Below are 21,939 nucleotides of genomic sequence, written 5' to 3' on the forward strand. Positions count from 1 at the left end.
TCAGGATATTTACAATATAATGATAGCACTTTACGAAACATATTGCAAGCCTTTTCATAAATATTTTTTGAAAAATATTTGTAATTTACCCAGATTAATTTAGTTCTATTTTTTTGAAAACACGTTTTCATTTTTTGTTGTTTTTATGTTAAACTAATCTATACATTCTAATCTTTCATTCAAATGTTGATTTAAATTTGTATTTTTTTAATTTTTTATTTATCATGGCATTAAAGGTTTATGAAAATATTTATTTTGGTATAAATAATGAGAATTAAATAAATATGAGGTGAAATATGTTAAAAGATTTAATTAAAGAGAGAAGAAGTATTAGACAATATAAAGAAAATTCTGTAGATGTAGAATTAGTAAAAGATTTATTAAAATATTCACTTATGGGGCCATCTTATAAGAGCGCAAGGCCGGTTGAGTTTTTAGTTGTAACTGACAAAGAAATTTTAGAAAAACTTTCAAACGTCGGCTCTTTCTCAACAAAATACATAGCTGAGGTTCCAATGGCTATAGTAATCCTTGCAAATACTGAAACCACTACAACTTGGGTTGAAGAGAGCGCTATTTCTGCAGCTTATTTCCAACTTCTTGCTCAAGAAGAAGGGCTTAATACTTGTTGGGTAAACTTAAAAGAAGGTGAAGCATCTAACGGAGAAGAAATACAGGCTTACTTAAAAAGTTTCCTAAACTTCCCTAAAAACTTAAAAGCCGTCTGCATGATTCCTGTTGGATATGGAAACGAAAGAGTTAGAAAAAGAAAAGATTTTGAAGTTGACGAAAAAATACACTACAACACATTCTAAAATTTTAGGGCGATCATCTCGCCCTTTTTTATTTGTATCTCAATTTTGAAAATATCTATCATTATTTTTTAACAATTTATATACTACTAAAGAAAAAATTATATATATCGAAATTGATGGTAGAGAAGCTTCTACTCCAAAATCCCCACCGGTAATCAATAAGTTTTTTGACAATAAAACTATATTATAAATAGATTCCGGATTTTCTGATATACCTATATTTATTATTTTACCAATAAATACTATATTCCATATACTATGTACAATGGCACTATTCCAAATACTATTGCTTTCAATAGTTATTAGAGAAAATAATATCCCAACAAAAGTTCCTGCAACCATTAATTGAATTATACTTATAATATCCAAGTCTCTGCCAATTATATGTAATCCTCCGAATATAACTGACGGTATTAAAATAGCCCATTTTCTATTTAGTTTCTTTTCCAAAATTCCAAGTATTACTCCTCTAAATATACTCTCCTCAGCTATCCCTGTTGCAATTCCAAAAAAGAATACTGAAGCCGTTATTATCTCGAGTTTATTTGTCGCATTTCCTATTTTAAATTCTGCACCTGTAGTAATTAATAGTACTATTACAAAAATAACCATAAGAAACCCTATAACTACATACTTTAATTTCATATTAGTTGGGCATATCCTATATTCATTCAAAGTTGATTTAAGTACTTTTTCAATTAATACCTTCAAATTTATTAATATTAAAACAATAGATATTACTCCCGTGAAAATATTTGCTACTGCATTTGGAATACCTATCTTCACTACTATCCTTCCCACTCCAATTGCTGCTAATTGCGCTATAACTAAGCATACAATTGATAAAAATATTCCTCCCACAACTTGATATTTAGATAAGTGTTTTTCTGTCATAAGTCTCTCCTATTGTCATTATGTTAATAATAGCATTATACTAAAACTATACAATATTTACTAATTACCTTTTTCTATTGCACTGTTCATAAAAAAGAGCTACGCAACAAAGCATAGCCCTTATTTAATGCACAAATTCTATAACTTTACCATTTGAATTTTTAATAAATTCAAAGTCATGCGTAACTACTATAACAATTTTATCTCGTTCTTTTAGCATATCCAAAAGGTTTACAACAGATTTCATGGTCTTATTGCACAACCCGCTCGTCGGCTCGTCTAAAACCACTATTGGCTTGTCCGATAAAATAGCATTTGCAATTAATAACCTCTGTTTTTCTCCGCCCGATAAACTTTGTGGGTGAGAGTCTTTCTTTTCAAATAAGTTTAAAACTCTTAGCACTCTCTCCTTACTTAAATTATCTTCGGTCGCCAAAGAGAGTTCTTCCCAAACACTTTCTGTAAAAATTTGATAGTTCACATCTTGCATGACCAGTGAAATATAATCCTGTGGTCTTTTTATTCTCTCTCCATTGTAAAATGTCTTTCCTTTAAATTTTTTATTAAGGCCGCACAAACTCCTTATAAAAGTTGTCTTTCCTATTCCGTTCTCTCCAACTATAAAATTTATCCCTCTATCAATCGACAAATCCATGTCGAACAAAACTTTGCCTCTCTCATACCAATACTTGTAGTCTCGCATCTCCAATGCTCCACGTGGAGCATGCTTTTCATAGACGTTCGTTTTACTCCATTCACAGTCCACATTCTCTTTAACTATTTTTTCAAGAGTTCTAAGTTCATATGTAGATACAGTTTCTTCTCTTATATCGTCTTTATTTAACTCTGTAACTCTCCCTTTGTTCAGGATGTAGAGCTTATCCATGAGTTCTTTTAAAAAATATAACCTATGTTCAGCTACTATAATTATCTTGCCCATGTCTCGTAACTTTTCTATCACATTTTTGAATTCATCTATTGAACTTCCATCCAAAGACGAGGAAGGTTCATCAAAAATATATACTTCTCCATCCATAACGGCCACTCCCGTTATAGCTACTAGCTGTCTTTGACCTCCTGACAATTTAAAAATATTTTTACCTAGTAGATGTTTTGTATTTAACAGAGTCGAATATTCTTCAATTGTATCTATTATCTTCTTCCTCGGAATGTTTCTGTTTTCTAACGCAAAAGCTATTTCATCAAAGCTGTCTATTGAAAAAAATTGACTTTTAGGATTTTGAAACACCGTCTATATACTTTCGCTCCGTTTTGCTATGTCCAGTTCATAGATGTTTTTCTTATTAAAAAGTATCTCTCCACTAAAATAAGCCTTTGTAAAGTGAGGTATAACTCCGTTTATCAGTTTCATAATAGAGCTCTTGCCTGAACCTGAATTGCCTGTTATTACATTTATTGTTCCTTTTTCAAACTTCATTGAAATTCCATTCAAAACTGTATCTTTTGCATATTTTAAAGTCACATTTTTAAATTCAAGCATACCTACCTCTAACAAATATTACAAACACTACACCACATCCTAAAATCATTAAGTAATCTATAATTTTTAGTCTTGTGTTAGATATAGAAGTCCTTTCTTTCCCAACCACAAGCCCTCTGCTCATGGCAGATATGGAGACATCGTCCGCAGTTTTTGAAGCAACCATGAACAATGGTACTACTTTAAATTCAAAATATCTAATTGGGTCTTTGAAAAAATTAGATATAGTGATCCCGTACATCTTCATTCCATAATTTATAAACTGTAAATCTATTTGTAGTGAATAGAAAAATCTAAACATGACGGCTATAGGTATTATGAGTTCATCCGGAAAGTGCCAAGCCTTTAAAGCCGCCACCAAGTCCGACATAGTTGTTGTGGATATTGCGTAGTACCCCATCATTATCCCCGGCAACATTCTTCTAATTATGCTTCCAAGTATTAATGTAATTAGAGATAAAATTCCCATTCCCTCTTCAAAATTCTTTGTCAAAAAAATAGATATAACTATTGCAAGTAAACCCTTTATACACATTTTATACTTCTTTTTTTCAAGCAATAATACAAATGGAAATACTACCAAAGAATACGCTAATAGAGGAGCTGTATATTCTAAATTTCCTGAAATACATACCGTGGACAAAGTCACAGTCATAATAAGTTTAGTTCTAAAATCAAACATCAGATCATATTCGCTCTCTTAAAATGTTTGTTTAACATTTTTATTCCGAATGTCGCTCCTATATATCCACCAAGGCACCCCATTAGCACTATAGGTATAAATGACCAAGTTGGCATGACTGATAACATCTTGTTGACAAATTCTTTAGGATATCCCATTGCTATAATTTGCTTAATATAAGCCTCTCTAGCAAAAAATATAGGTATTAAATTAAATCCGGCAAACACCGCAAAAACTGTATATGCAAGTCTAGCTTTCTTAATACTCTTGTAATTTCCGGACTTAATAATGTATTCAGAAATCAAAGCTGTAACCACTGTTCCCGGCAATACATAAGGACCGTGTCCGCTCATCATAAATACAAGACCCACCACTATTCCAAGTATTAAAACCATACCGAATTTTTTAATCTTGGTTGAATACAGCATAAATACCGGCGCAGAAACAAGCGCTCCAACGAATGGTACTATAGGCATCAAGACCGGAATAAACCCTATCATTCCTCCACACCAGTAAAGTGCTGTAAGTAAGATCGAAAATAATCCCGCATTTATTAAATCTTTAACTTCCAATCCTTTTTTATCCATAATTTCCTCCTCAATAAGTGAACTTTTCTGTCAAGTTTGATTTTTCTATGAGTCTGTTGTATAGTTTGGATTTTTCCATTAGTTCTCTATGAGTTCCCTGTGCGTTTATCTTGCCCTTATCCATAACTATTATTTTATCCACCATCTCTACTGACTTTAGTCTGTGTGAAATAATGACTACAGTTTTTCCAACTATAAGTTTATTTAAACTCTCTTGTATCTTCATCTCATTATCTACGTCTAAAGATGCACTGATTTCATCTAAGAGTAATATTGGAGCATCTTTTAAAAATGCTCTTGCTATTGAAAGTCTCTGCCTTTCTCCCCCTGATAGCTTACTTCCATTTTCACCAATGAGCGTCTGATATCCATTAGGTAACTTCCTTATAAATTCATCACAATTTGCAGCCTTCGCCGCTTCCATTATCTCTTCATCAGTTGCATCCTGTCTACCTATTCTTATATTCTCCATAATAGAGGCATTAAAAAGAATTACATCTTGAAATACCATTGACACATTCTCAAATAAAGAATCAGTTGAAATTTTTTTAATGTCATATCCATCAATCTCTATATTGCCTGAATCATAGTCAAACAGTCTGGATATAAGACGTAATATAGTAGTCTTACCACATCCTGAAGGTCCGACTATCGCTGTAACATCACCCTGCTTAGCTACAAATGAAACTCCATCCAATACTCTCACATCAGAATTGTATCCGAAAGATATATTTTTAAATTCTATGTCGAATTTTCTCAATTCAACATCCTTCCCCGTTTGTATTTTAGTATCTTTTAAAGCATTTATACGTTTAGTCCTTGCATCTATATAGAATAACTCAGCTAAATTTTCATCCATAGCTCCAATGCTGTCTATTAACTTAACTGAACCAATTAAAAATCCTATTACGTAAATTAGCTCAACTTCATTTTTGGCAAGCATCATAGAACCCACCAATACCACAGCACCTATTGCAAATTTAATAACCGAAAAAGAACTCAACACCGGCAAAGCCTGTCTTATTTCTGCCTTTATATGCATATCCTCGCTGTCTTCTATTGCAGCATATACTTCATCTTTCTTTTCCGATGCCATACCGTAACTTTTTATCTCTTGTTGCATCTCTATATTCTCTTGAAATATTTCTGCATTCTTTCTAAGTTTCCAAAAGAATTTTTCACTCCAAACCTTTTGGTTATTCTTAGACATAATTAACATCAATATTCCAATCAACATAGGAACCATAGCCGCAACGCCTAATTTCCAATTTGAAAGCAACATCATAGTCGCTATGATAGTTAAAAATATTGCCGTTGCTACCACTCTTGGAATTGCATGGGACACGCTATGTTCCAAATCGAGCACATCTTGCATTATAGTTTGAGCCACATCTGATATATCATGCTTTGAGAAATATGATATCGGCATCTTCTTGAGTTGGTCTGCAATTGCTATTCTCAAATCCTTTGCCTCAGCGTAGGTAGTGTTAAAAGTTCTCTTATATTCTAAATTCAGCACAATGTACATCACTACCACAATCGCAAAAATAATTATGTAGTAAGTTTTATTTTCTACAGAATTTCCTTTTAGCAAATTATCTACGAAAAACAATATTGCCACCATGGCAGACATAAGTGAAAAATTCACCAGCACAGATGCCTTTATAGCTTTTACAACTCCCCTTGCTCCCTTTTCAGTTAGAGCAAATTTATTTTTTAACCAGTTCATTTTTTCACCTTCCAATCATTAGCTTGTCTAAATTTTTCCTGATAACTTCTATATACTGAATCTTTAGCCATCAATTCAGCATCATTACCGCGTTCAATTATCTTTCCATCTTGCACAACCAAAATTTCATCCACATTTCTTATAGAACTCAACCTGTGTGCTATCATAATCACCGTCTTGCCCTTCATTAAATTGGCAAAGGCCTTTTGTAATTCATATTCATTTTCCGGATCAGCTGCCGCACTCGCCTCATCTAAGATTATAATCTTGGCATCTTTTAAAATCGCTCTGGCTATAGCTATGCGTTGAGTTTCCCCACCTGATAGATAAACTCCCTTTGTCCCAATAACTACATTCTCTCTCTCTTTAAATTTGTCCAATATCTCATCACATTGTGCCAAGTGCAAAGCTTCCATAACCTCTTCACGAGTTGCTTCTTTATTCCCAACTTTTACATTGTCAAATATCGACATTTTAAAAAGTTTTGAATCTTGGAACACATTCGCTATATTCTTCACTATAGCATCTTCTGTATATTCATCTATAGAATGTCCACCTATCAAAACCTTGCCGCTATTCACAGGATAAAATCCTGAAATCAACTTAACTATTGTGGACTTACCACTTCCTGAAGCTCCAACCAGCGCATATGTCTTACCTTGTTTTAAATAAAATGAAAGATTATTCAAAATCATATTTTCTTCATATCCAAAGCTGACATTCTCAAAAGTTATATCACAATTCTCGATCTCTTTGACCTCACCATGAAATAAACCTTTTTGTTTCATATCTGTAAATAAATCTTCAATCTTTTTAATCGCTGATGTTGCTTGGTATTGATACATTGCCACATACATTATCTTCATAAATGCATTGAAAATTACTCCACACATAGATACATAGAAAATAACCTTAGCCGCTATATCATATATATTTTCTCCTCTTGATATGACATATATTGACGCAGGTATCAAAATTAAAATTATAGAATTAAAAAACATTTGGAATACTACATAAGGCACTCTACAACTCATGCTGTATGAAAGAGCCATTTCTGAATAGTCCAAAATAGAATTGTAAAACTCTTTTAATGATCTGACATTTGCTTTAAATATCTTCAAAACGCTCATGCCTCTGACATATTCTACAGCTCCTGAAGTCATTTTCTCTTGAGCCAACATATACTTGCCCATGAATTCAGTCTCACCCATCATTCCCTTACCGATAATTCCACCAATGATTACAGTTATAATAAATAAAATTCCGAGTCTATAGTCTACAACAAAAGCCAAAATTAAAGAAAACAATGGAGTGAATACCGCTGTCGCCAAGTCTGGAATCAAGTGTGCCACGCTCATATGAGTTAAAGCCGTATTGTCATCTATTATCTTACGAATTCTTCCTGATTCATTCTTGTCATAAAATGAAAATGAAGCTCCCATAAGATTGTCTATTCCCCTCTTTTTTAAATTCGTCTCCAATCTAAATGCTACCAAGTGAGTACACCAAAGACTTATAAAATAAACAATTGCATTTGCTATTAAAAACCCTAATATACATCCCGCAATGTTTACAGCATCTACAACTTTCTTCTCAACTAAAAGACTGTTCAATAATTTGTACAAATGCCAATACGACGCTGCCATACATGCTGAAGATATTATGGTCAACAGAATTCCGCTATAAACTAAGTGAATCTTTTCCGGCACATACTCCTTTAACTTTTTATAAATCATATTTCAACCCTCCTCTGTATACTCTAGGACTAATGCCCTCATATTTTCTAAACATATCTGCAAACTTACTCGCATTTGCATAACCAACACTCTCTGCAATCTCTGTTATGCTAATTTTGCTCAATCTCATCTGTTCCTTTGCATATTCTATTCTCTTGTTTATTAAATACACATGGATGCTATCTCCATAAACTTCCTTGAAAGCTCTGTTCAGATAAGTCTTTGAAATGTTCACGATGCTCGCCAACTCATCAACAGTGTATTTTTTTCTAAAATCACCAGTTATCAATTTTTGAACCTGCTGTACTTTTTCTATATGTTTCTTTGGCAGATAGACAAATTCATTTTCTTCAGAAAGTTGAATGTCTTTTAAATAGAAAAGCGTTTCTAAAAGAGCCATTCTGTATCTATTCACATTAAAAAACTCTTCTCCTATAAAACTTTTAAAAATCTTTTCGATTCCTAAATCCTTTTTAAGTACAGCCACCTTCTCCGAACCAAATTTCTCATATATTCCCATTATCGAAACTCCAAAGCTTTCAAAAATTTTTTCTGTCTCTTCGCTTATCTCTTCAATTGAAATAAAATACTCTAAATTTTTTAGATGTCCTTCCGGAAATTTAGCCTCCGCACAGTGCTTAGCTATGCAGTCCACAGTGAATGAATGTTTTGTTATAAAAGATACCTCATTAGTGGTAGGCAACTGACACTTCATTTGCCCCTCTAAACAGTATGACAAATTCATTGATTTAATATTAAACCCTCCAGAAACTTCATAATTATATGTGTCTCTATAGTCAGTCAAAACCAAATATATCCCATCAAATAATTTCGCCACATAATTAAAGCTATCTTGTGCCTTTTTATATCTAAACTTCGAAAGACCTTTGAGCTCTCCTATATAATCCAAATTCATTTTATTCATCAGAATTTTTTTCATTTGTTTCATAAATTTACCCTCAATAAATTGATAACATATATCATTTGCTATCAGTATACATTTTATTTTTTCTTTATTCCACTCCAATTTAATTTAATTGTCCCTTTTGGAAAATTCATTTGTTCAATAACTGTTTGCATTTAAAAATTTTATAACTTCCCACAAAAAAATAACCTATTCCGTTTGAATAGATTATCTCAATAATTTTTTATATATTTGTTTATACTGCTCAACGCCCGGCTGATTGAATGGATTTGCTCCAAATAAAACGGAAGATACGAAGCATGCGTACATAAAAAAGTAAACTAATTGACCTAAGTTATACTCATCTATACTATTTATCTCAATCATAAGAGTATCTATATTATTTTTTGAATGAGCAACTTTAGTGGCTTCCATCACCACTTTATTTATATTGTTTAAACTATATTTATTCAAACCCGCATAGTCATTGCTGAACTCTTCCAAATTTATTTCCAAATCTATTTTATTTTCATTTACGAATAGTACTGTCTCAAATAGATCTCCAGGTCCTTCTTGAATATACTGCCCAATTGAGTGGAGATCTGTTGTGTTTGTCAAATATGTGGGAAAAATAACATTATCACTCTTCCCTTCACTCTCTCCAAACAACTGCACATACCATTCTTGTAAAAATTTCAAGCTCGGATCATATGAAACTAAAAACTCTTTATTCTTCCCATTGTCATAAAACTCTTTCCTCGACAGAGCATATTGGACAGAAGGATTATCGAATGTAACCAATTTTCGTTTGTAATCTCTTATTCCTCTTAGAAATTCATCTATATTTATTCCCGCCGCCGCCATAGGTAACAACCCTACTGATGTGTGGAGTGAATATCTTCCACCTACATTTTTAGGAACTGTAAGTCTTTTATAGCCTTCTTTTTTTGATATATCATATAGATATCCCGAGTTACAATTAGTTATCACATAGATTCTATCAGAAACATCGGTATACTTTTTTTTAAAGCCTTCTCTTACCAATTGATAGCCTATATTTGTCTCAAGAGTTTCTCCGGATTTTGAAATTACGATTATACAAGCTTCGTAGTTATCGATTAATTTTAAAGCTGTTCTCAAATATCTCGAAGACAAATCATGCCCCAAAAATATGATCTTGGGTTCATCTCTTAATTCTCCCTGCACGCTTTCTATTATCGCTCTCGAACCAGTATATGAACCACCTGCACCACAAATCACTATCAGTTTGTATTTATCTCTTATTTCTTGTGCGTATTCATATATCTTATCTAATTCAAAAGTCGAATTAAATTCATCAGTCCACCCTAAGTAATCTGAATACTCTTTAGATTTTTCTTCAACTAACTTTTCAACTTTTTCAAATTCTATAAACTTAGTTTCTCCAATAAATTTTATCATCTACCAAACCTTTATCAAAAGAGCAGTTATATCATCCTTTTGTTCGCCCCACATATAACTATAAATAGATTGTTTAAGCTTCAAAAGTTCGTCAGTTTCATTTTTTAGCATGATATCTTTAATTCTTTCTATTCCATAAGGTTCATTTTCATAATTCATAACTTCACTAACTCCATCACTCATCATTATGACTTTGTCAGATGTATTTAATTTTATACTGTATTCTTTGTATTCAACCTTATCGAAAAATCTGGAAATTGGATATCCTTCCACTTCTATTTCTTTTATTATTTCACCTTGTACTATCAAGGGACAAGGAAAATGTCCTGCATTCGAGTACGTGAACTGCCCTGTTTTCTTATTAAACACTCCGTAAAAGCAAGTAAAATATATTTCAAAGTCGAGTCCCAAATTTTTAAATCTCCTCCAAAGCTCTTGTAGTAACATTGATGGTCTCAACTTTTTGCCATACGATATTGTACGCATTGTAATTCTAATAAACATAGTTACCATTGACGCTGCAAAACCATGTCCAACAGTATCTGCAATATATATCCCCAAGTGGTCATCGTCTATTTCAAATATATCAAACATATCTCCGCTAAGTAAATTTGAAGGTCTGTATAGATAATCTACATTTAACACCCCAAAAAATCCTTTTTCAGGTAGCAATGCCGTTTGAATTTTTCTGGCATGATTCATTTCAACTGTCATAGATTTATTCTTTTCTACAATGGCTGAAATCAATTTTCTCTCTTGGGAAATATTTCTAAACACTTCTACTACGCCTATTATTTTTTCGTCACTTTTAATAGGTGAGCATTTTACTGAATACAACTTATCTTGAATAGTTTCTTCTCTTTGAATTACTTCTCCTGTTTCAAGCGTTCTCTTTGTAATTTTCGATTTCAAGATATTATCATAAATATTGCAAATCAAATTTTCAGTATCATACCCTAAAGTATCTTTCATAGCTTGATTTACATAGACCACTTCATTTCTATGGTCTAAAACTCTCACCAAGTCCACTATTCCATCTAATATTTGATAATTTAATTTTGAATTTTTTAAAACTTCTTCTAAATCTTCATTCATAGCGAACCTCTCCTTGATATTAATTATACCATACTAATATTGCTTTACAAACACACTATAACGGTTTAGGACCAAAGTATTGATACAAATAGGAGAGTAATCTTCCGTTATAAAGTTTTCTATTTTTATTGCTTTTACCTAAATTCTTTTCAAGTTTTTCATCTGCCGAAATTACATACATTGAGTATGTTGGAACGGATTTATAGAGAACCTTTAAAGCTATCTCCAATTCCTCTACTTCATCTACTCCTATTCTGATACCATAAGGTGGATTTGTTATTATCACGCCATAGTTATCAGGTAAGTCTAAATCTCTAACATCTTTTACAAAGAAAGTTATATCTTCTTCAAGTCCTAAAATTTCCGCATTTGACTTTGCTATTTCTATAGCTTTCCTTGAAATGTCAGAGCCTATTATATTTAACTTCTTATCATAATCTATCTCCGAATAACATCTCGCCTTTTCTTCTTTCAAAAGAGATTCATCGATAAAGATAAATTTTTCAAAATCAAATTTTCTCATAAGTCCCGGCGCTATTTTTTTAGCCATCATAGCTGCCTCAATCAAAATAGTCCCTGATCCACAGAACGGGTCTACCAACAGCCTCTCCGGTTTCCAATAAGACAATTGGACCATTGCCGCTGCGAGAGTTTCTGTTATAGGTGCCTTGTATGAAGCCTCTCTATATCCCCTCTTATGCAGCCCTTCTCCTGATGTGTCCAAAGTCACAGAGACAATATCATTTCTAATTGCAACTTCTATAGAGTACCTCTCTGCAGATTTTTCAAATCTGTTTCTTTTGTAAGTTCTTTGCAAACTCTTTATTATTGCTTTTTCCGAAATTCTTTGAATATCAGAAAGAGAGAACAATTTTGACTTATAACTCTTAGAATTTATTATGAAGTTTCCATCTTCAGAAATCCATTCTTCCCAATCTATAGCATTTATATTATCAAAGAGTTCCTCAAAGCTAAGAGCTTTAAAATTCCCAATCTCTATTAAAACTCTCTCTGCACATCTAAGTCTTAAATTTAAAATGGCGACATCTCTCAAGTCGCCATTAAATTTTATTCGTCCATCTTGAACTGTTAAATCTCCATACCCCAAATCATATAATTCTCTTTTTACTACTGATTCAAGTCCAAAATTCACAGTCACTATAATATTTAAATTCATTATTCATACCTCAAAGCATCTATAGGATTTAATTTTGCAGCTTTATTCGCCGGATAATATCCAAAGAAAATTCCTATGCTCATAGAGAAGCCAACTGCAATTACTATAGATAAAATATTTGGAAGTGTTGGTAACTTCATCATTGATGAAGCAAGATATCCGAGCGAACCTCCCAACAACACCCCTATTATTCCACCTATTATACATATTATAATACTTTCTGTTATAAATTGCCCTCTAATATCTTTTGAAGTAGCTCCTAATGCCTTTCTAACCCCTATTTCTCTGGTCCTCTCTGTAACAGAAACAAGAAGTATATTCATTACCCCAATTCCACCTACTAATAATGAAATTGCCGCTATTCCTCCTATTGCCAATTTAACATTTGACATAATTGATGTTATTTGCTCAAGTTCCGATCCTACGGATTTAGCTTCAACCTTGACAACTTCATTTTCAGCAAATTTATTTTCATTATAATATTTTTCTATTTCTTTTGTGGCAAAATCTATATCCTCTGCTTTATTAGTTATTATGCTGAAATTCATAAACTTCTGATCATTTTTTTCAAAATCTCTAACTCCTACTGTATATGGAATGTACAACGTTGTACTATCTTCACCTTGTCCTCCCAAGGCGCCAAAGTTTATAGTTTCATTTTTATAAACACCTTTACACCTGTAAACATATATGCCATTCCCGGTATCAACTTCTACTTCTTTCCCTAAAGCTTCTGAATATCCACCAAACAAATCTTTTGCTACTTTGTCACTTATGATACAAACTTCTCTATACGCTTGAACATCATTTTCATTATAAAATTCTCCGGACAGCATCTTTAATTTTTGAATTTCCTTCACACCTTCTGTACTCGGATTAATATTTACTTTTAAATCCTTACCTTGCTCAGTTTTTATCTTAGCTCCTTTACCGTCACCCTGTAATATAATAAACTTTATAAAACTTCCAAATTGTTGTTTAAGAAATTCTGTATCCTCAGATTTAAAAAAATCTCTATTTTGTATATCTGTCCAGCTATAGCCTTCTTTAGGTCTAAGGCCTACTTGAAACATATTTTTATTAAATTTATCAAACCCATCAGATACCGACTTTGACATTGCTTGTCCTATTGTGAGAATTGAAATTACAGAAGCTATACCTATTATTATCCCAAGCATTGTCAAAAAAGACCTCATCTTGTTAAGTTTTAGTCCCTCCAGTGCCATGGTTATATTTTCAAGTATATTCATTATTCTATTATCCTTCCATCTGACATAGTAAGTACCCTCCCAGTTTCTTCAGCTAATTCAGGATTATGAGTTATTAAAACTATAGTCATGCCTTGTTCTTTGTTTAGCCTATGAAACAAATCCATTACACTTCTTCCCGTCTTTGTATCAAGTGCTCCGGTTGGCTCGTCGGCTAACAATATACTAGGACTATTTGCCATCGCCCTTGCAATAGCCACCCTTTGTTTTTGTCCCCCTGACAATTCGTTGGGATTGTGATTAGCTCTTTCAGACATCTCAACCAATTCCAAAAGTTCCATAGCTCTGCTACTCATATCTTTTTTATTTTTTGAATATATCATTGGCAGCTCCACATTTTTCCTCGCAGAAAGCCTTGGTATTAGATTAAAGTTTTGGAATACAAAACCTATTTTTTGATTTCGTATCCCTGAAAGTTCTGAGTCTTTTGCTTCACTCACATTCACTCCGTCTAAAAAATATTCTCCCTCGGTCTGCCTATCAAGCAGTCCAATTATATTCATAAGTGTACTCTTCCCCGATCCGGAAGCACCAACTATAGATACAAATTCTCCCTCGTATATATTTACATCTATCCCATGAAGAATTTCTAACTCATTCGGTTGCCCTATATAATATCTCTTGATGATATTCTTCATCGATATTAATTCTTTCATTTCTTTTCTTCCATTTCTTCTGTAAGTTGTACTGTTGTTCCTGATTGATACTTATCAGCAGAATTTATAACTCTCATTTTCCCCTTTAAATCCTTTGATGTTATTACACTCTCCACATCATTTCCTGTTACAACTTTTACTTCAATTTCTCTAATTTCCGTTACATCTTTATCGTCCACAACAAGCATAAAACTCTTGTCATTTTTTTTGTAAATTGCACTTGTAGGGACTATTATTACATCTTTTTTAGATTCTAGTATATATTTTGTCCTAACACTCATACCAGGTTTAAGTTTTAATTGCGGATCATCAATTGAAATTTTACTTTTATAAGCTACTTCTTGTGATTGTGTTTGTCCTTGGTTAGATTCAGCTGCTTTAGGAGTTGGAGATATGGACTCAACCCTACCTTTAAATACTTCATTCTTGCCTAACGCATCAGCCGTAACCTCAACTTCCATCCCCACTTTTATCTTAGGATAATCATATTCCTTTATTTGAGATTCAATTATTGTTCTCTTTACAGTCTGTATTTGAGCAAGAGACGCCGTTGGAGCTTGCCCTTTTACCATATCTACCTTTGTAATTGTTCCTGAGATAGGAGCTTTTATAACTGTCTTTTCAAGTTCTTCATACAAATTTTTCAAATCTACTGAATTAACCCCATTATCTCCACTTGCCTTAGCTTGCTCAAGACCTGACTCAAGGCTTCTTATTTCTGCCTCTTGCGCTGCAAGAGCAACTGTCAAATTCTTCTTTGCATTTTCATATACATTTTTCGCATCTGCAGCATTTTTTCTATAAGTATTCAAAACATCTTCCCTTGAGCGTTTTGAAAGTTGATCTTGACCTATTTGAGTATTAAGTGTATTTTTTGTGTTTGCAAGATTCTGCTCTTGTTGTGCCAATTCTTTCTCTAAAGACAATCTTGTCTCTTCATTACTATCAATTTGTGATTTAAACTTTGATCTCTCAGCTTCTACTTCGGCTATCTTAGCTTTGATTTGTTGAGACTCAATCGTCTTTTCATTTATTTTCCTTGTCTCTCTATTAATTTCCTCTTGAATCTTTAATGTTTCTTCAAACATTTGTGTATTCTTTTTTCCATTTATTTCATCTCCTGATGAGCCTCCTTCTCCTCTTGCTTTTACATTTCCCAATTTTATATTTAATTCATTTATATCTCTAGTTATAGCTTCATCTTCAGATTTTAATCTATCAAGTTGAACTGTCAACTCGCTATAGCCCCTTCTTGCATTCTCTGCTAAAGATACAGATTCTGTTAATTTCTGTTTTGTTTGTTCATAAGTAAGATTTTGACTATTTAAATTATTTTGTAAAGTAGTGTCATTACCCTTTTTTGCAACTAAAGCTTCATTATAGCCCATATTTAAACTTCTTAAATAATCATCATATGTTTTTTCAGCTAATTGCCATTGGTCATAAGTTTGTAATACATTGGCATTTGCACTCACAACCTGTGAATTTGTCCCATCATTCTTTCCCTTTAATGCTTCATTTAATTTATCCTTGGCACTTTTTACTTGAATTCCTGAAGTTCTATTATTAGACGCAATAAGAGCTTCTTTCGCCTTTATTTGTTGTTTTAAAGAAGAGTCATCCAGTTTAGCTATAATCTGCCCTGCAATCACCTCATCTCCCACTTTTACTTCCACGCTTTCAACAGGTAGGTTTTTTTCAGCAAATATATCTACTGAGTCTTCACTTTTTACCTTTCCACTTTCTTTTATCATGTTAGAAAAATCCTTTTTTCTTATCTCAGTAGTTTCTATTTTTGGTAATTGAACATATTTACTTTTACCAGCTCTCCCTAAAATCGACCTACCTATTAAAAGAACCAATATTATACCCAATGCTATGGCTATTTTCTTATGTCCTAAAATAAAATTTTTAATCTTCAAAATTATCCCCCTATTAAATTAGCCAATTTATTTTATTAATATTTATTATATTATTGACTTTATATACTTTATATTATATCAGTGTTTAATACATCAAAAGCAAAGTAAATATAAATAAATTTTTAAAATTTTATTACATATGTTACATATTTTTATCTTATAGGTTTATAATGTCCTAAGGTGATGAAATGAAATTTGAAATTAGTCCCAAAGACTTATTTGAATATAGCGTTAAAAATGAAATTTTTATATTAATAGATATGAGAAGCCCAATTGAATTTAAAAGTTTTAATATCCCTGAAGCTATAAACTTTCCAATTTTAAATAATGAAGAGAGAAAAATTGTAGGTACTTTATTTGATAACGGAGAAATAGATAGAGCAAAATCTCTATCAGTTAAATACGCCGCTGCTAAATTACCTACTTTATTTGATAATATTTTAGAACTTGTAAAAAATTATGACCATGTAATTTTATACTGTGCAAGAGGTGGATATAGAAGCACAGTATTTTTTCAATTTTTAAGAAGTCTGGGAGTCCCTGTAAAAAAATTAGTCGGAGGTTACAAAGCATACAGAAAATATATAAGAGAAAATTTAGAGCAATTAGTATCCACTAAAAACTTTGTAGTTCTCCACGGAAAAACCGGAGTAGGAAAAACAGAGATATTAAATAGGTTAAAAAGTTCAGGGCTATCTATTTTAAATCTCGAAGAACTTGCAAACCACCGTGGCAGTTCATTTGGTAGTCTGGGTTTAAATGCTCAGCCATCTCAAAAACAATTTGAATCTCTTCTGTATAACTCTCTTTTGAAAACTTCCGATTTAATATTTTTAGAAGGTGAGAGTAGTAGAATAGGAAATATCTTACTTCCGAAATACTTATTAGATAAAATGTACAAGGGAACCAACATAGTTATAGAAGATACCATTGAAAATAGAGTTGCTCGAATAAAAAGAGACTATGTAAATGGCACAAAAGAAGAAATCAACTCAGCACTCGATAATTTAAGTAAGTATATATCCGAAGATAGAATTAATTCATATAAATCCCATGTTGAAAATAACGATCTTGAATTTGTTATAAAAGATTTAATCTTAAACTACTACGATAGTCATTACGCCATAAATTATTCCAAAGATGACTTGCATTTAAATAACGATGAACTAATCTTAGAAAACTTACAAAATTTTATGCAGACACTGTAAAAGCCGACCTTTAGCCGGCTTTTACATATTTACTATATTTATTCCACTTGCAACTATTTTGTTCTTTATTTCCTTAATATGCTCTGCATCTCTTGTTTCAATTACAAATTTAACTATCTTGCAATTTATCTCCATATGCTCTTCACTTTCATTGTGCTCAACCTTAATGATGTTTGCCCCGGACTCGCCAATTAAGTTTACAACCTTTGCCAGTTGTCCAGGTTTATCAGTCAACACTAATCTAAACTTAGTGTTTCTTCCGCTCATTACAAGACCTCTGTGAACAACCTTAGAAAGTATATTTACATCAATGTTGCCTCCAGATAATAAAACAGCTACCTTTTTGCCTTCGTATGGAATCTTTCCGTGTTTAATGGCTGAGTATCCTACCGCACCAGACCCTTCACAAACTAACTTTTGTTTTTCCATAAGTTCAAGTACACCAGATGCAATTTCATCTTCAGACACTGTCACTATTTCATCAACATATTTTTCAACTAAATCAAAAGTAACTTCTCCCGGTTTTTTTACAGCTATCCCATCTGCAAAAGTACAAACTGAATCAATGCACATCAATTGATGAGTTTCTTTAGACAACTTCATTGCATTTGCAGACTCAGCCTCTACACCGTAAACTTTACAATTTGGATTTAAACTCTTTGCCACAAAAGCAACTCCGGAGATAAGTCCACCCCCGCCTATTGGCACCACAATTGCATCAATATCCTCAATTTCTTGAAGAATTTCAAGTCCAACCGTTCCTTGACCTGCAATTAAAGTTTCATCATTGAAAGGGTGTATGAAAGTCTTTCCCTCTGACTCATTGTATTTTATAGCAGCAGCATATGCATCATCATATACACTTCCCACTAACTTAACTTCTGCTCCATATGATTTTGTCGCCTCAACTTTTGAAATTGGAGCTGACTCAGGCATAAAAATAGTTGCACTGATTCCAAGTCTTTGACATGCTAAGGCTACTCCTTGAGCGTGGTTCCCGGCAGAACAAGCAACAACTCCCCTTTCTTTTTCTTTTTCACTTAAAGTTGATATTTTATAATATGCACCTCTCAATTTAAAAGAACCTGTTACCTGTAAATTTTCAGTTTTTAGATAAACCCCTTTAAATTGACTTGACTCAATTAAAGAAGTTTTTCTCGCAACCTCTTTAAGTTTCTCTGCCGCACTATATACGCTCTCCATACTTAATTTATTCAATACAAATAACCCCCTCTTAATTCTCTAACTCCAATTTTATATTATGTAAACCACTTCTTGCTTACGTTTTCCTTTTCACTAAAACACAAACTTGATTTGATGTTATATAGTAATTTTATCACAACTTTTAATATTATAAAATTTACTATGTAATAGTTCAGTTCTAACTCTATTTATTTTTAAATTATATTATAAATTCCTGAATTAAAATTTATTTATACTAAAAAAGAGATGAGCTTAACCCATCTCTAAATCTATTCTTATTTAACTTCTTCAGCGCTTTCCCAAAGGCCGTGAATATTGCAATAGCTTAATGCATATACAGTTCCTTTTTTATCAGTCTTAACAACTGCGTGAACTTCAGGTTTAGAAAGAAGTTCTCCTTCTCCGTGTGCAGAGAAATTATAAGAACCTACTTCAACTGGAGCTGCAAATCCTTCAGGTTGGAAGAATACTTTAATCCATCCAATATGGTGTTCTAAAGTATTTGGATGTTCAATTTCTTCTCCTACTTGTGCATGTATTTTTAATTCTCCGTTTACACTTTCAACGTGAAGTACAGGTACGTGCTTTTCGTTTTTCCAATCTCCGGCTTTTACTGTTTCTGTTAATTTCATTATATTTCCTCCTCAAATTGTATATAACTTACTCTGACAAATTTATACCCTTTGTGAAGATTTTTAACCTTATTATTTAAATTATCTTTATTTTATATAACTTTTACAAAAAATAAGAGAGGTTTCCCTCTCTTACCAATTTAATAGCATTTTCTTAATCAAAACATCTCCACCTAATGTATAGGCGATTAATGACCAAGGTTTTAAGAATAAAATTATCCATGTGAATTTTGACAATTTCATATTCACAAGCCCTGCAAACAAGCAGAGTATATCATCAGGCGCCACTGGCAACGCAATAGCTATTGCAAAAAACCTATCAAATTTATTTCCCTTGTGAATCCATTTTGTATATCTTTGCAATTTTTTCTTGCCAATTAATTTTTCAACAAATACTATGCCATATTTCCTTGCCAAAAAATAATTGATATAACTTCCTATTACAATCCCAACATAATTATAAATAGTTCCCTTCAAAGGTCCAAATATGAAAACTCCTGCTATTGAGGTTATTCCTCCCGGTATTATAGGAACAACTACTTGTATAATTTGAAGTACTACAAAAAATAACGGTCCCCATACTCCAAGATTTACTATGAAGCTATCTAACTTTTCTTGAGATGTAAAAATTCCAAGTCTATAACCTCTATAAAATCCCCAAAACATTAATAACATAGTTACCGCAGTAATACTATGATAAATTCTATTTAGTTTTCTATTGTTTTCTTCTAACAAGCCTCTTCTTTCGAGAATTCCATGTGGTTTGTCAGTTTCTATATTTTTTTCATCCTTCATATTTATAATTATACACAATATTTTTAATTTCTATTCTTAAGTTATAATTAAGATTTTATTAATAACCTGTTATTTCTAATATTTCATAATATGCCCAGTCATTTTTATCAAAATCTTTAAATGGATTCTTTGAATAAGTATCCATAAATTCTTTATTCGGACTTCTGTCCAAAATCTTGTTCAATACTTTTGCACACTCAGCTCTTGTAATAGGATAATCTGCTGCAAATATTGTAGAACTTCTGCCTGTCATATATCCTTTAGAGCTAACATAGCTTATTGCCTCCCTCGACCAACTATCTGCTTTTACATCTTCATAAGTTACACTTTCTTCTACACCTTCATCTTTTAATTTGGCTATAACTGCTGCAAATTCTGCTCTTGTTATAGATTTTTCAGGTTTAAAGCTTCCGTCATAGTAGCCTTTCATAAAGCCCTTTTCTTCCATAAAACCAATTGCATCTGCATACCATTCACTTTGTTTTACATCCCTAAAATTAGTATAGTTCCCTGAAGGTTCTTTCTTCAAGTAAACTCTTGCCAATACTTGAGCAACTTCTGCCCTTGTCATCTCTTTTTTAGGTTTAAAAGTCTTGTCCCAATATCCATTCATATATGGAACTCTTAAATATTTAACTGCATTCTTAACTTTAGTAAGTGCGTCTTCTAAATCAGAATTTTTTCTATCTGACATTACTAATACATATTTAGCATTTGCAACTGCCGCTTCTATTCTCGCCCTGTCTTCATTACTTGCTCTGTTTGTAGAAATATTCATTGCCATCTTAACATAATCTTCTAAAACTTTTGTATCGATAGCTACAGTTGCCTTCTTCCCTTCCGAATCGGAAACAACTATGTTTTCAGAGTCTGTTGTAACTTTTCCATTCAATTTATATACTGAAATGACTTTTAGTTTTTTGCCAAGTTCTTGTTTAGGAATCTTTATTTCAAATTCTCCCTTGTCATTTGCAATGACATTTTCAATTTCTATATTTCCATCAAAAACACTTACTTTAGCTTTTGGTTGAGTTGTCCCTGTTAGAATTTCATCTTGAGTCTTTAATTCATTGATTTTTAATTGTGTCTTAGAATTCGTTACAACAGTATTTGATGTCAAATCTTTTTGACTTGAACTCTCTTTTCCATCATCTTTTATTGAACTAAGCACTACAGAATTGTTGAAATCTCCTTCTTGTGCTCCTGTTCTAACTTTAGTTGATATAGAAACTGAAAAGTTATTTACTTCTCCAAGTGCCTTCATATCATTCACTGAAAGTGAAACTATATTTTGTTTCCCTTTAACTTCTGTACTCTTCAACACAATCTTATCATTCTTAACAACACCTTCTAAAGACGTCCCAGTAACTGATAACTTTTCATCCATTAGTAGAGTAACAGCAAAAGATTTATACTTTACACCTTCTTTTGGAATACTTATATTCAATTTATAATTTAAATTATCCCCAACTACCGCCTTTGCCACTGCCGGTTGTTCCAAAACAGCAGATATTTCTTGAGCAAACACCGGTGTACTTAGCATCAATATAAAACAAAATAAAATCAAAATCTTCTTCATAAAACACCTCTCTTATTATTATATCTTTTTAAAGTAGTTTAGTAAAATACAAGCTCATATTTTTCTTCACTTTAAACTAAAAAATCCCCTTTTAAAAAGGGGACTTGTAATATATA

Annotated in this window: 19 protein-coding genes and 1 pseudogene; 2 read left to right on the forward strand and 18 right to left on the reverse strand. The window is 32.3% G+C overall.

Annotation, left to right across the window (positions count from 1 at the left end; all coding sequences use genetic code 11):
• Nucleotides 1-296 precede the first annotated feature (296 nt).
• The gene (locus DYE58_RS02840) at nt 297-815 is read left to right on the forward strand and encodes a nitroreductase family protein (RefSeq protein WP_004819231.1); all 519 of its coding nucleotides are present in this window, start codon (nt 297-299) and stop codon (nt 813-815) included.
• A 39-nt stretch (nt 816-854) separates the two neighbouring features.
• Here DYE58_RS02840 and DYE58_RS02845 read toward each other — a convergent pair whose 3' ends face one another.
• From DYE58_RS02845 to DYE58_RS02905, 14 genes and pseudogenes are all read right to left on the reverse strand, one after another.
• On the reverse strand, nt 855-1,709 hold the full coding sequence (locus DYE58_RS02845; RefSeq protein ID WP_004819233.1) for a CPBP family intramembrane glutamic endopeptidase: 855 nt from the start codon (nt 1,707-1,709) through the stop codon (nt 855-857).
• Between the two features lie 124 nt (nt 1,710-1,833).
• On the reverse strand, nt 1,834-2,745 hold the full coding sequence (locus DYE58_RS11620) for an ATP-binding cassette domain-containing protein (protein ID WP_257009104.1): 912 nt from the start codon (nt 2,743-2,745) through the stop codon (nt 1,834-1,836).
• Nucleotides 2,722-3,210 (reverse strand): annotated as a pseudogene (locus DYE58_RS11295) (ABC transporter ATP-binding protein); the annotation flags it as partial. The gene DYE58_RS11620 and the pseudogene DYE58_RS11295, both read right to left, overlap by 24 nt.
• The gene (locus DYE58_RS02855; protein ID WP_004819240.1) at nt 3,203-3,892 is read right to left on the reverse strand and encodes an energy-coupling factor transporter transmembrane component T; all 690 of its coding nucleotides are present in this window, start codon (nt 3,890-3,892) and stop codon (nt 3,203-3,205) included. The pseudogene DYE58_RS11295 and the gene DYE58_RS02855, both read right to left, overlap by 8 nt.
• Complete coding sequence (locus tag DYE58_RS02860; RefSeq protein ID WP_004819241.1) at nt 3,892-4,479, reverse strand: MptD family putative ECF transporter S component; 588 nt, start codon at nt 4,477-4,479, stop codon at nt 3,892-3,894. The genes DYE58_RS02855 and DYE58_RS02860 overlap by 1 nt, the downstream gene beginning before the upstream one ends.
• 10 nt (nt 4,480-4,489) lie before the next feature.
• Nucleotides 4,490-6,208, reverse strand: coding sequence for an ABC transporter ATP-binding protein (locus DYE58_RS02865; RefSeq protein WP_040552094.1), 1,719 nt, complete (start codon nt 6,206-6,208; stop codon nt 4,490-4,492).
• Nucleotides 6,205-7,944 (reverse strand): ABC transporter ATP-binding protein, encoded by a 1,740-nt coding sequence (locus DYE58_RS02870; RefSeq protein WP_004819246.1) that lies wholly within the window; start codon nt 7,942-7,944, stop codon nt 6,205-6,207. The genes DYE58_RS02865 and DYE58_RS02870 overlap by 4 nt, the downstream gene beginning before the upstream one ends.
• Nucleotides 7,934-8,893, reverse strand: a complete 960-nt coding sequence (locus tag DYE58_RS02875; protein ID WP_115311996.1) for a helix-turn-helix domain-containing protein — start codon at nt 8,891-8,893, stop codon at nt 7,934-7,936. The genes DYE58_RS02870 and DYE58_RS02875 overlap by 11 nt, the downstream gene beginning before the upstream one ends.
• Before the next feature lie 183 nt (nt 8,894-9,076).
• Nucleotides 9,077-10,288, reverse strand: coding sequence for a glucose-6-phosphate isomerase (locus tag DYE58_RS02880; protein WP_004819250.1), 1,212 nt, complete (start codon nt 10,286-10,288; stop codon nt 9,077-9,079).
• On the reverse strand, nt 10,289-11,383 hold the full coding sequence (locus DYE58_RS02885; RefSeq protein WP_004819253.1) for a PP2C family protein-serine/threonine phosphatase: 1,095 nt from the start codon (nt 11,381-11,383) through the stop codon (nt 10,289-10,291).
• Between the two features lie 55 nt (nt 11,384-11,438).
• On the reverse strand, nt 11,439-12,560 hold the full coding sequence (locus DYE58_RS02890) for a THUMP domain-containing class I SAM-dependent RNA methyltransferase (protein WP_004819255.1): 1,122 nt from the start codon (nt 12,558-12,560) through the stop codon (nt 11,439-11,441).
• Entirely contained in the window at nt 12,560-13,810 is a 1,251-nt protein-coding gene (locus DYE58_RS02895; RefSeq protein WP_004819256.1) for an ABC transporter permease, read from the reverse strand. The genes DYE58_RS02890 and DYE58_RS02895 overlap by 1 nt, the downstream gene beginning before the upstream one ends.
• Nucleotides 13,810-14,484, reverse strand: a complete 675-nt coding sequence (locus DYE58_RS02900) for an ABC transporter ATP-binding protein (protein ID WP_004819258.1) — start codon at nt 14,482-14,484, stop codon at nt 13,810-13,812. The genes DYE58_RS02895 and DYE58_RS02900 overlap by 1 nt, the downstream gene beginning before the upstream one ends.
• Nucleotides 14,481-16,406, reverse strand: coding sequence for an HlyD family efflux transporter periplasmic adaptor subunit (locus tag DYE58_RS02905; protein ID WP_004819260.1), 1,926 nt, complete (start codon nt 16,404-16,406; stop codon nt 14,481-14,483). Before DYE58_RS02905 ends, DYE58_RS02900 begins: the two co-directional genes overlap by 4 nt.
• A 188-nt stretch (nt 16,407-16,594) precedes the next feature.
• On the opposite strand from DYE58_RS02905, the gene mnmH reads away from it, so the two are divergent.
• Complete coding sequence (gene mnmH, locus DYE58_RS02910) at nt 16,595-17,614, forward strand: tRNA 2-selenouridine(34) synthase MnmH (protein WP_004819262.1); 1,020 nt, start codon at nt 16,595-16,597, stop codon at nt 17,612-17,614.
• Nucleotides 17,615-17,635: 21 nt separating this feature from the next.
• On the opposite strand, the gene ilvA is transcribed toward mnmH, so the two are convergent.
• From ilvA to DYE58_RS02930, 4 genes are all read right to left on the reverse strand, one after another.
• A complete protein-coding gene (gene ilvA, locus DYE58_RS02915) occupies nt 17,636-18,832 on the reverse strand; it encodes a threonine ammonia-lyase (protein WP_004819264.1) in 1,197 nt (398 codons plus the stop codon).
• A gap of 260 nt (nt 18,833-19,092) precedes the next feature.
• Entirely contained in the window at nt 19,093-19,449 is a 357-nt protein-coding gene (locus DYE58_RS02920; RefSeq protein WP_004819266.1) for a class II SORL domain-containing protein, read from the reverse strand.
• Between the two features lie 132 nt (nt 19,450-19,581).
• Nucleotides 19,582-20,244 carry a TVP38/TMEM64 family protein gene (locus tag DYE58_RS02925; RefSeq protein WP_004819268.1) on the reverse strand — a complete coding sequence of 221 codons (663 nt, stop codon included), beginning with the start codon at nt 20,242-20,244 and terminating at the stop codon, nt 19,582-19,584.
• Between the two features lie 58 nt (nt 20,245-20,302).
• Nucleotides 20,303-21,823 carry an S-layer homology domain-containing protein gene (locus DYE58_RS02930; RefSeq protein WP_004819269.1) on the reverse strand — a complete coding sequence of 507 codons (1,521 nt, stop codon included), beginning with the start codon at nt 21,821-21,823 and terminating at the stop codon, nt 20,303-20,305.
• Nucleotides 21,824-21,939: the final 116 nt, after the last annotated feature.

Source organism: Peptoniphilus indolicus, assembly GCF_900454665.1.
GTDB lineage: Bacteria > Bacillota > Clostridia > Tissierellales > Peptoniphilaceae > Peptoniphilus > Peptoniphilus indolicus.

What these genes read in the sequence shown, in the direction of transcription:
- DYE58_RS02840 (WP_004819231.1), top strand. Translation starts at nt 297, where the DNA reads ATGTTAAAAGATTTAATTAAAGAGAGAAGAAGTATTAGACAATATAAA.
- DYE58_RS02845 (WP_004819233.1), bottom strand. Translation starts at nt 1,709, where the DNA reads ATGACAGAAAAACACTTATCTAAATATCAAGTTGTGGGAGGAATATTT.
- DYE58_RS11620 (WP_257009104.1), bottom strand. Translation starts at nt 2,745, where the DNA reads ATGGATGGAGAAGTATATATTTTTGATGAACCTTCCTCGTCTTTGGAT.
- DYE58_RS02855 (WP_004819240.1), bottom strand. Translation starts at nt 3,892, where the DNA reads ATGTTTGATTTTAGAACTAAACTTATTATGACTGTGACTTTGTCCACG.
- DYE58_RS02860 (WP_004819241.1), bottom strand. Translation starts at nt 4,479, where the DNA reads ATGGATAAAAAAGGATTGGAAGTTAAAGATTTAATAAATGCGGGATTA.
- DYE58_RS02865 (WP_040552094.1), bottom strand. Translation starts at nt 6,208, where the DNA reads ATGAACTGGTTAAAAAATAAATTTGCTCTAACTGAAAAGGGAGCAAGG.
- DYE58_RS02870 (WP_004819246.1), bottom strand. Translation starts at nt 7,944, where the DNA reads ATGATTTATAAAAAGTTAAAGGAGTATGTGCCGGAAAAGATTCACTTA.
- DYE58_RS02875 (WP_115311996.1), bottom strand. Translation starts at nt 8,893, where the DNA reads ATGAAACAAATGAAAAAAATTCTGATGAATAAAATGAATTTGGATTAT.
- DYE58_RS02880 (WP_004819250.1), bottom strand. Translation starts at nt 10,288, where the DNA reads ATGATAAAATTTATTGGAGAAACTAAGTTTATAGAATTTGAAAAAGTT.
- DYE58_RS02885 (WP_004819253.1), bottom strand. Translation starts at nt 11,383, where the DNA reads ATGAATGAAGATTTAGAAGAAGTTTTAAAAAATTCAAAATTAAATTAT.
- DYE58_RS02890 (WP_004819255.1), bottom strand. Translation starts at nt 12,560, where the DNA reads ATGAATTTAAATATTATAGTGACTGTGAATTTTGGACTTGAATCAGTA.
- DYE58_RS02895 (WP_004819256.1), bottom strand. Translation starts at nt 13,810, where the DNA reads ATGAATATACTTGAAAATATAACCATGGCACTGGAGGGACTAAAACTT.
- DYE58_RS02900 (WP_004819258.1), bottom strand. Translation starts at nt 14,484, where the DNA reads ATGAAAGAATTAATATCGATGAAGAATATCATCAAGAGATATTATATA.
- mnmH (WP_004819262.1), top strand. Translation starts at nt 16,595, where the DNA reads ATGAAATTTGAAATTAGTCCCAAAGACTTATTTGAATATAGCGTTAAA.
- DYE58_RS02920 (WP_004819266.1), bottom strand. Translation starts at nt 19,449, where the DNA reads ATGAAATTAACAGAAACAGTAAAAGCCGGAGATTGGAAAAACGAAAAG.
- DYE58_RS02925 (WP_004819268.1), bottom strand. Translation starts at nt 20,244, where the DNA reads ATGAAGGATGAAAAAAATATAGAAACTGACAAACCACATGGAATTCTC.
- DYE58_RS02930 (WP_004819269.1), bottom strand. Translation starts at nt 21,823, where the DNA reads ATGAAGAAGATTTTGATTTTATTTTGTTTTATATTGATGCTAAGTACA.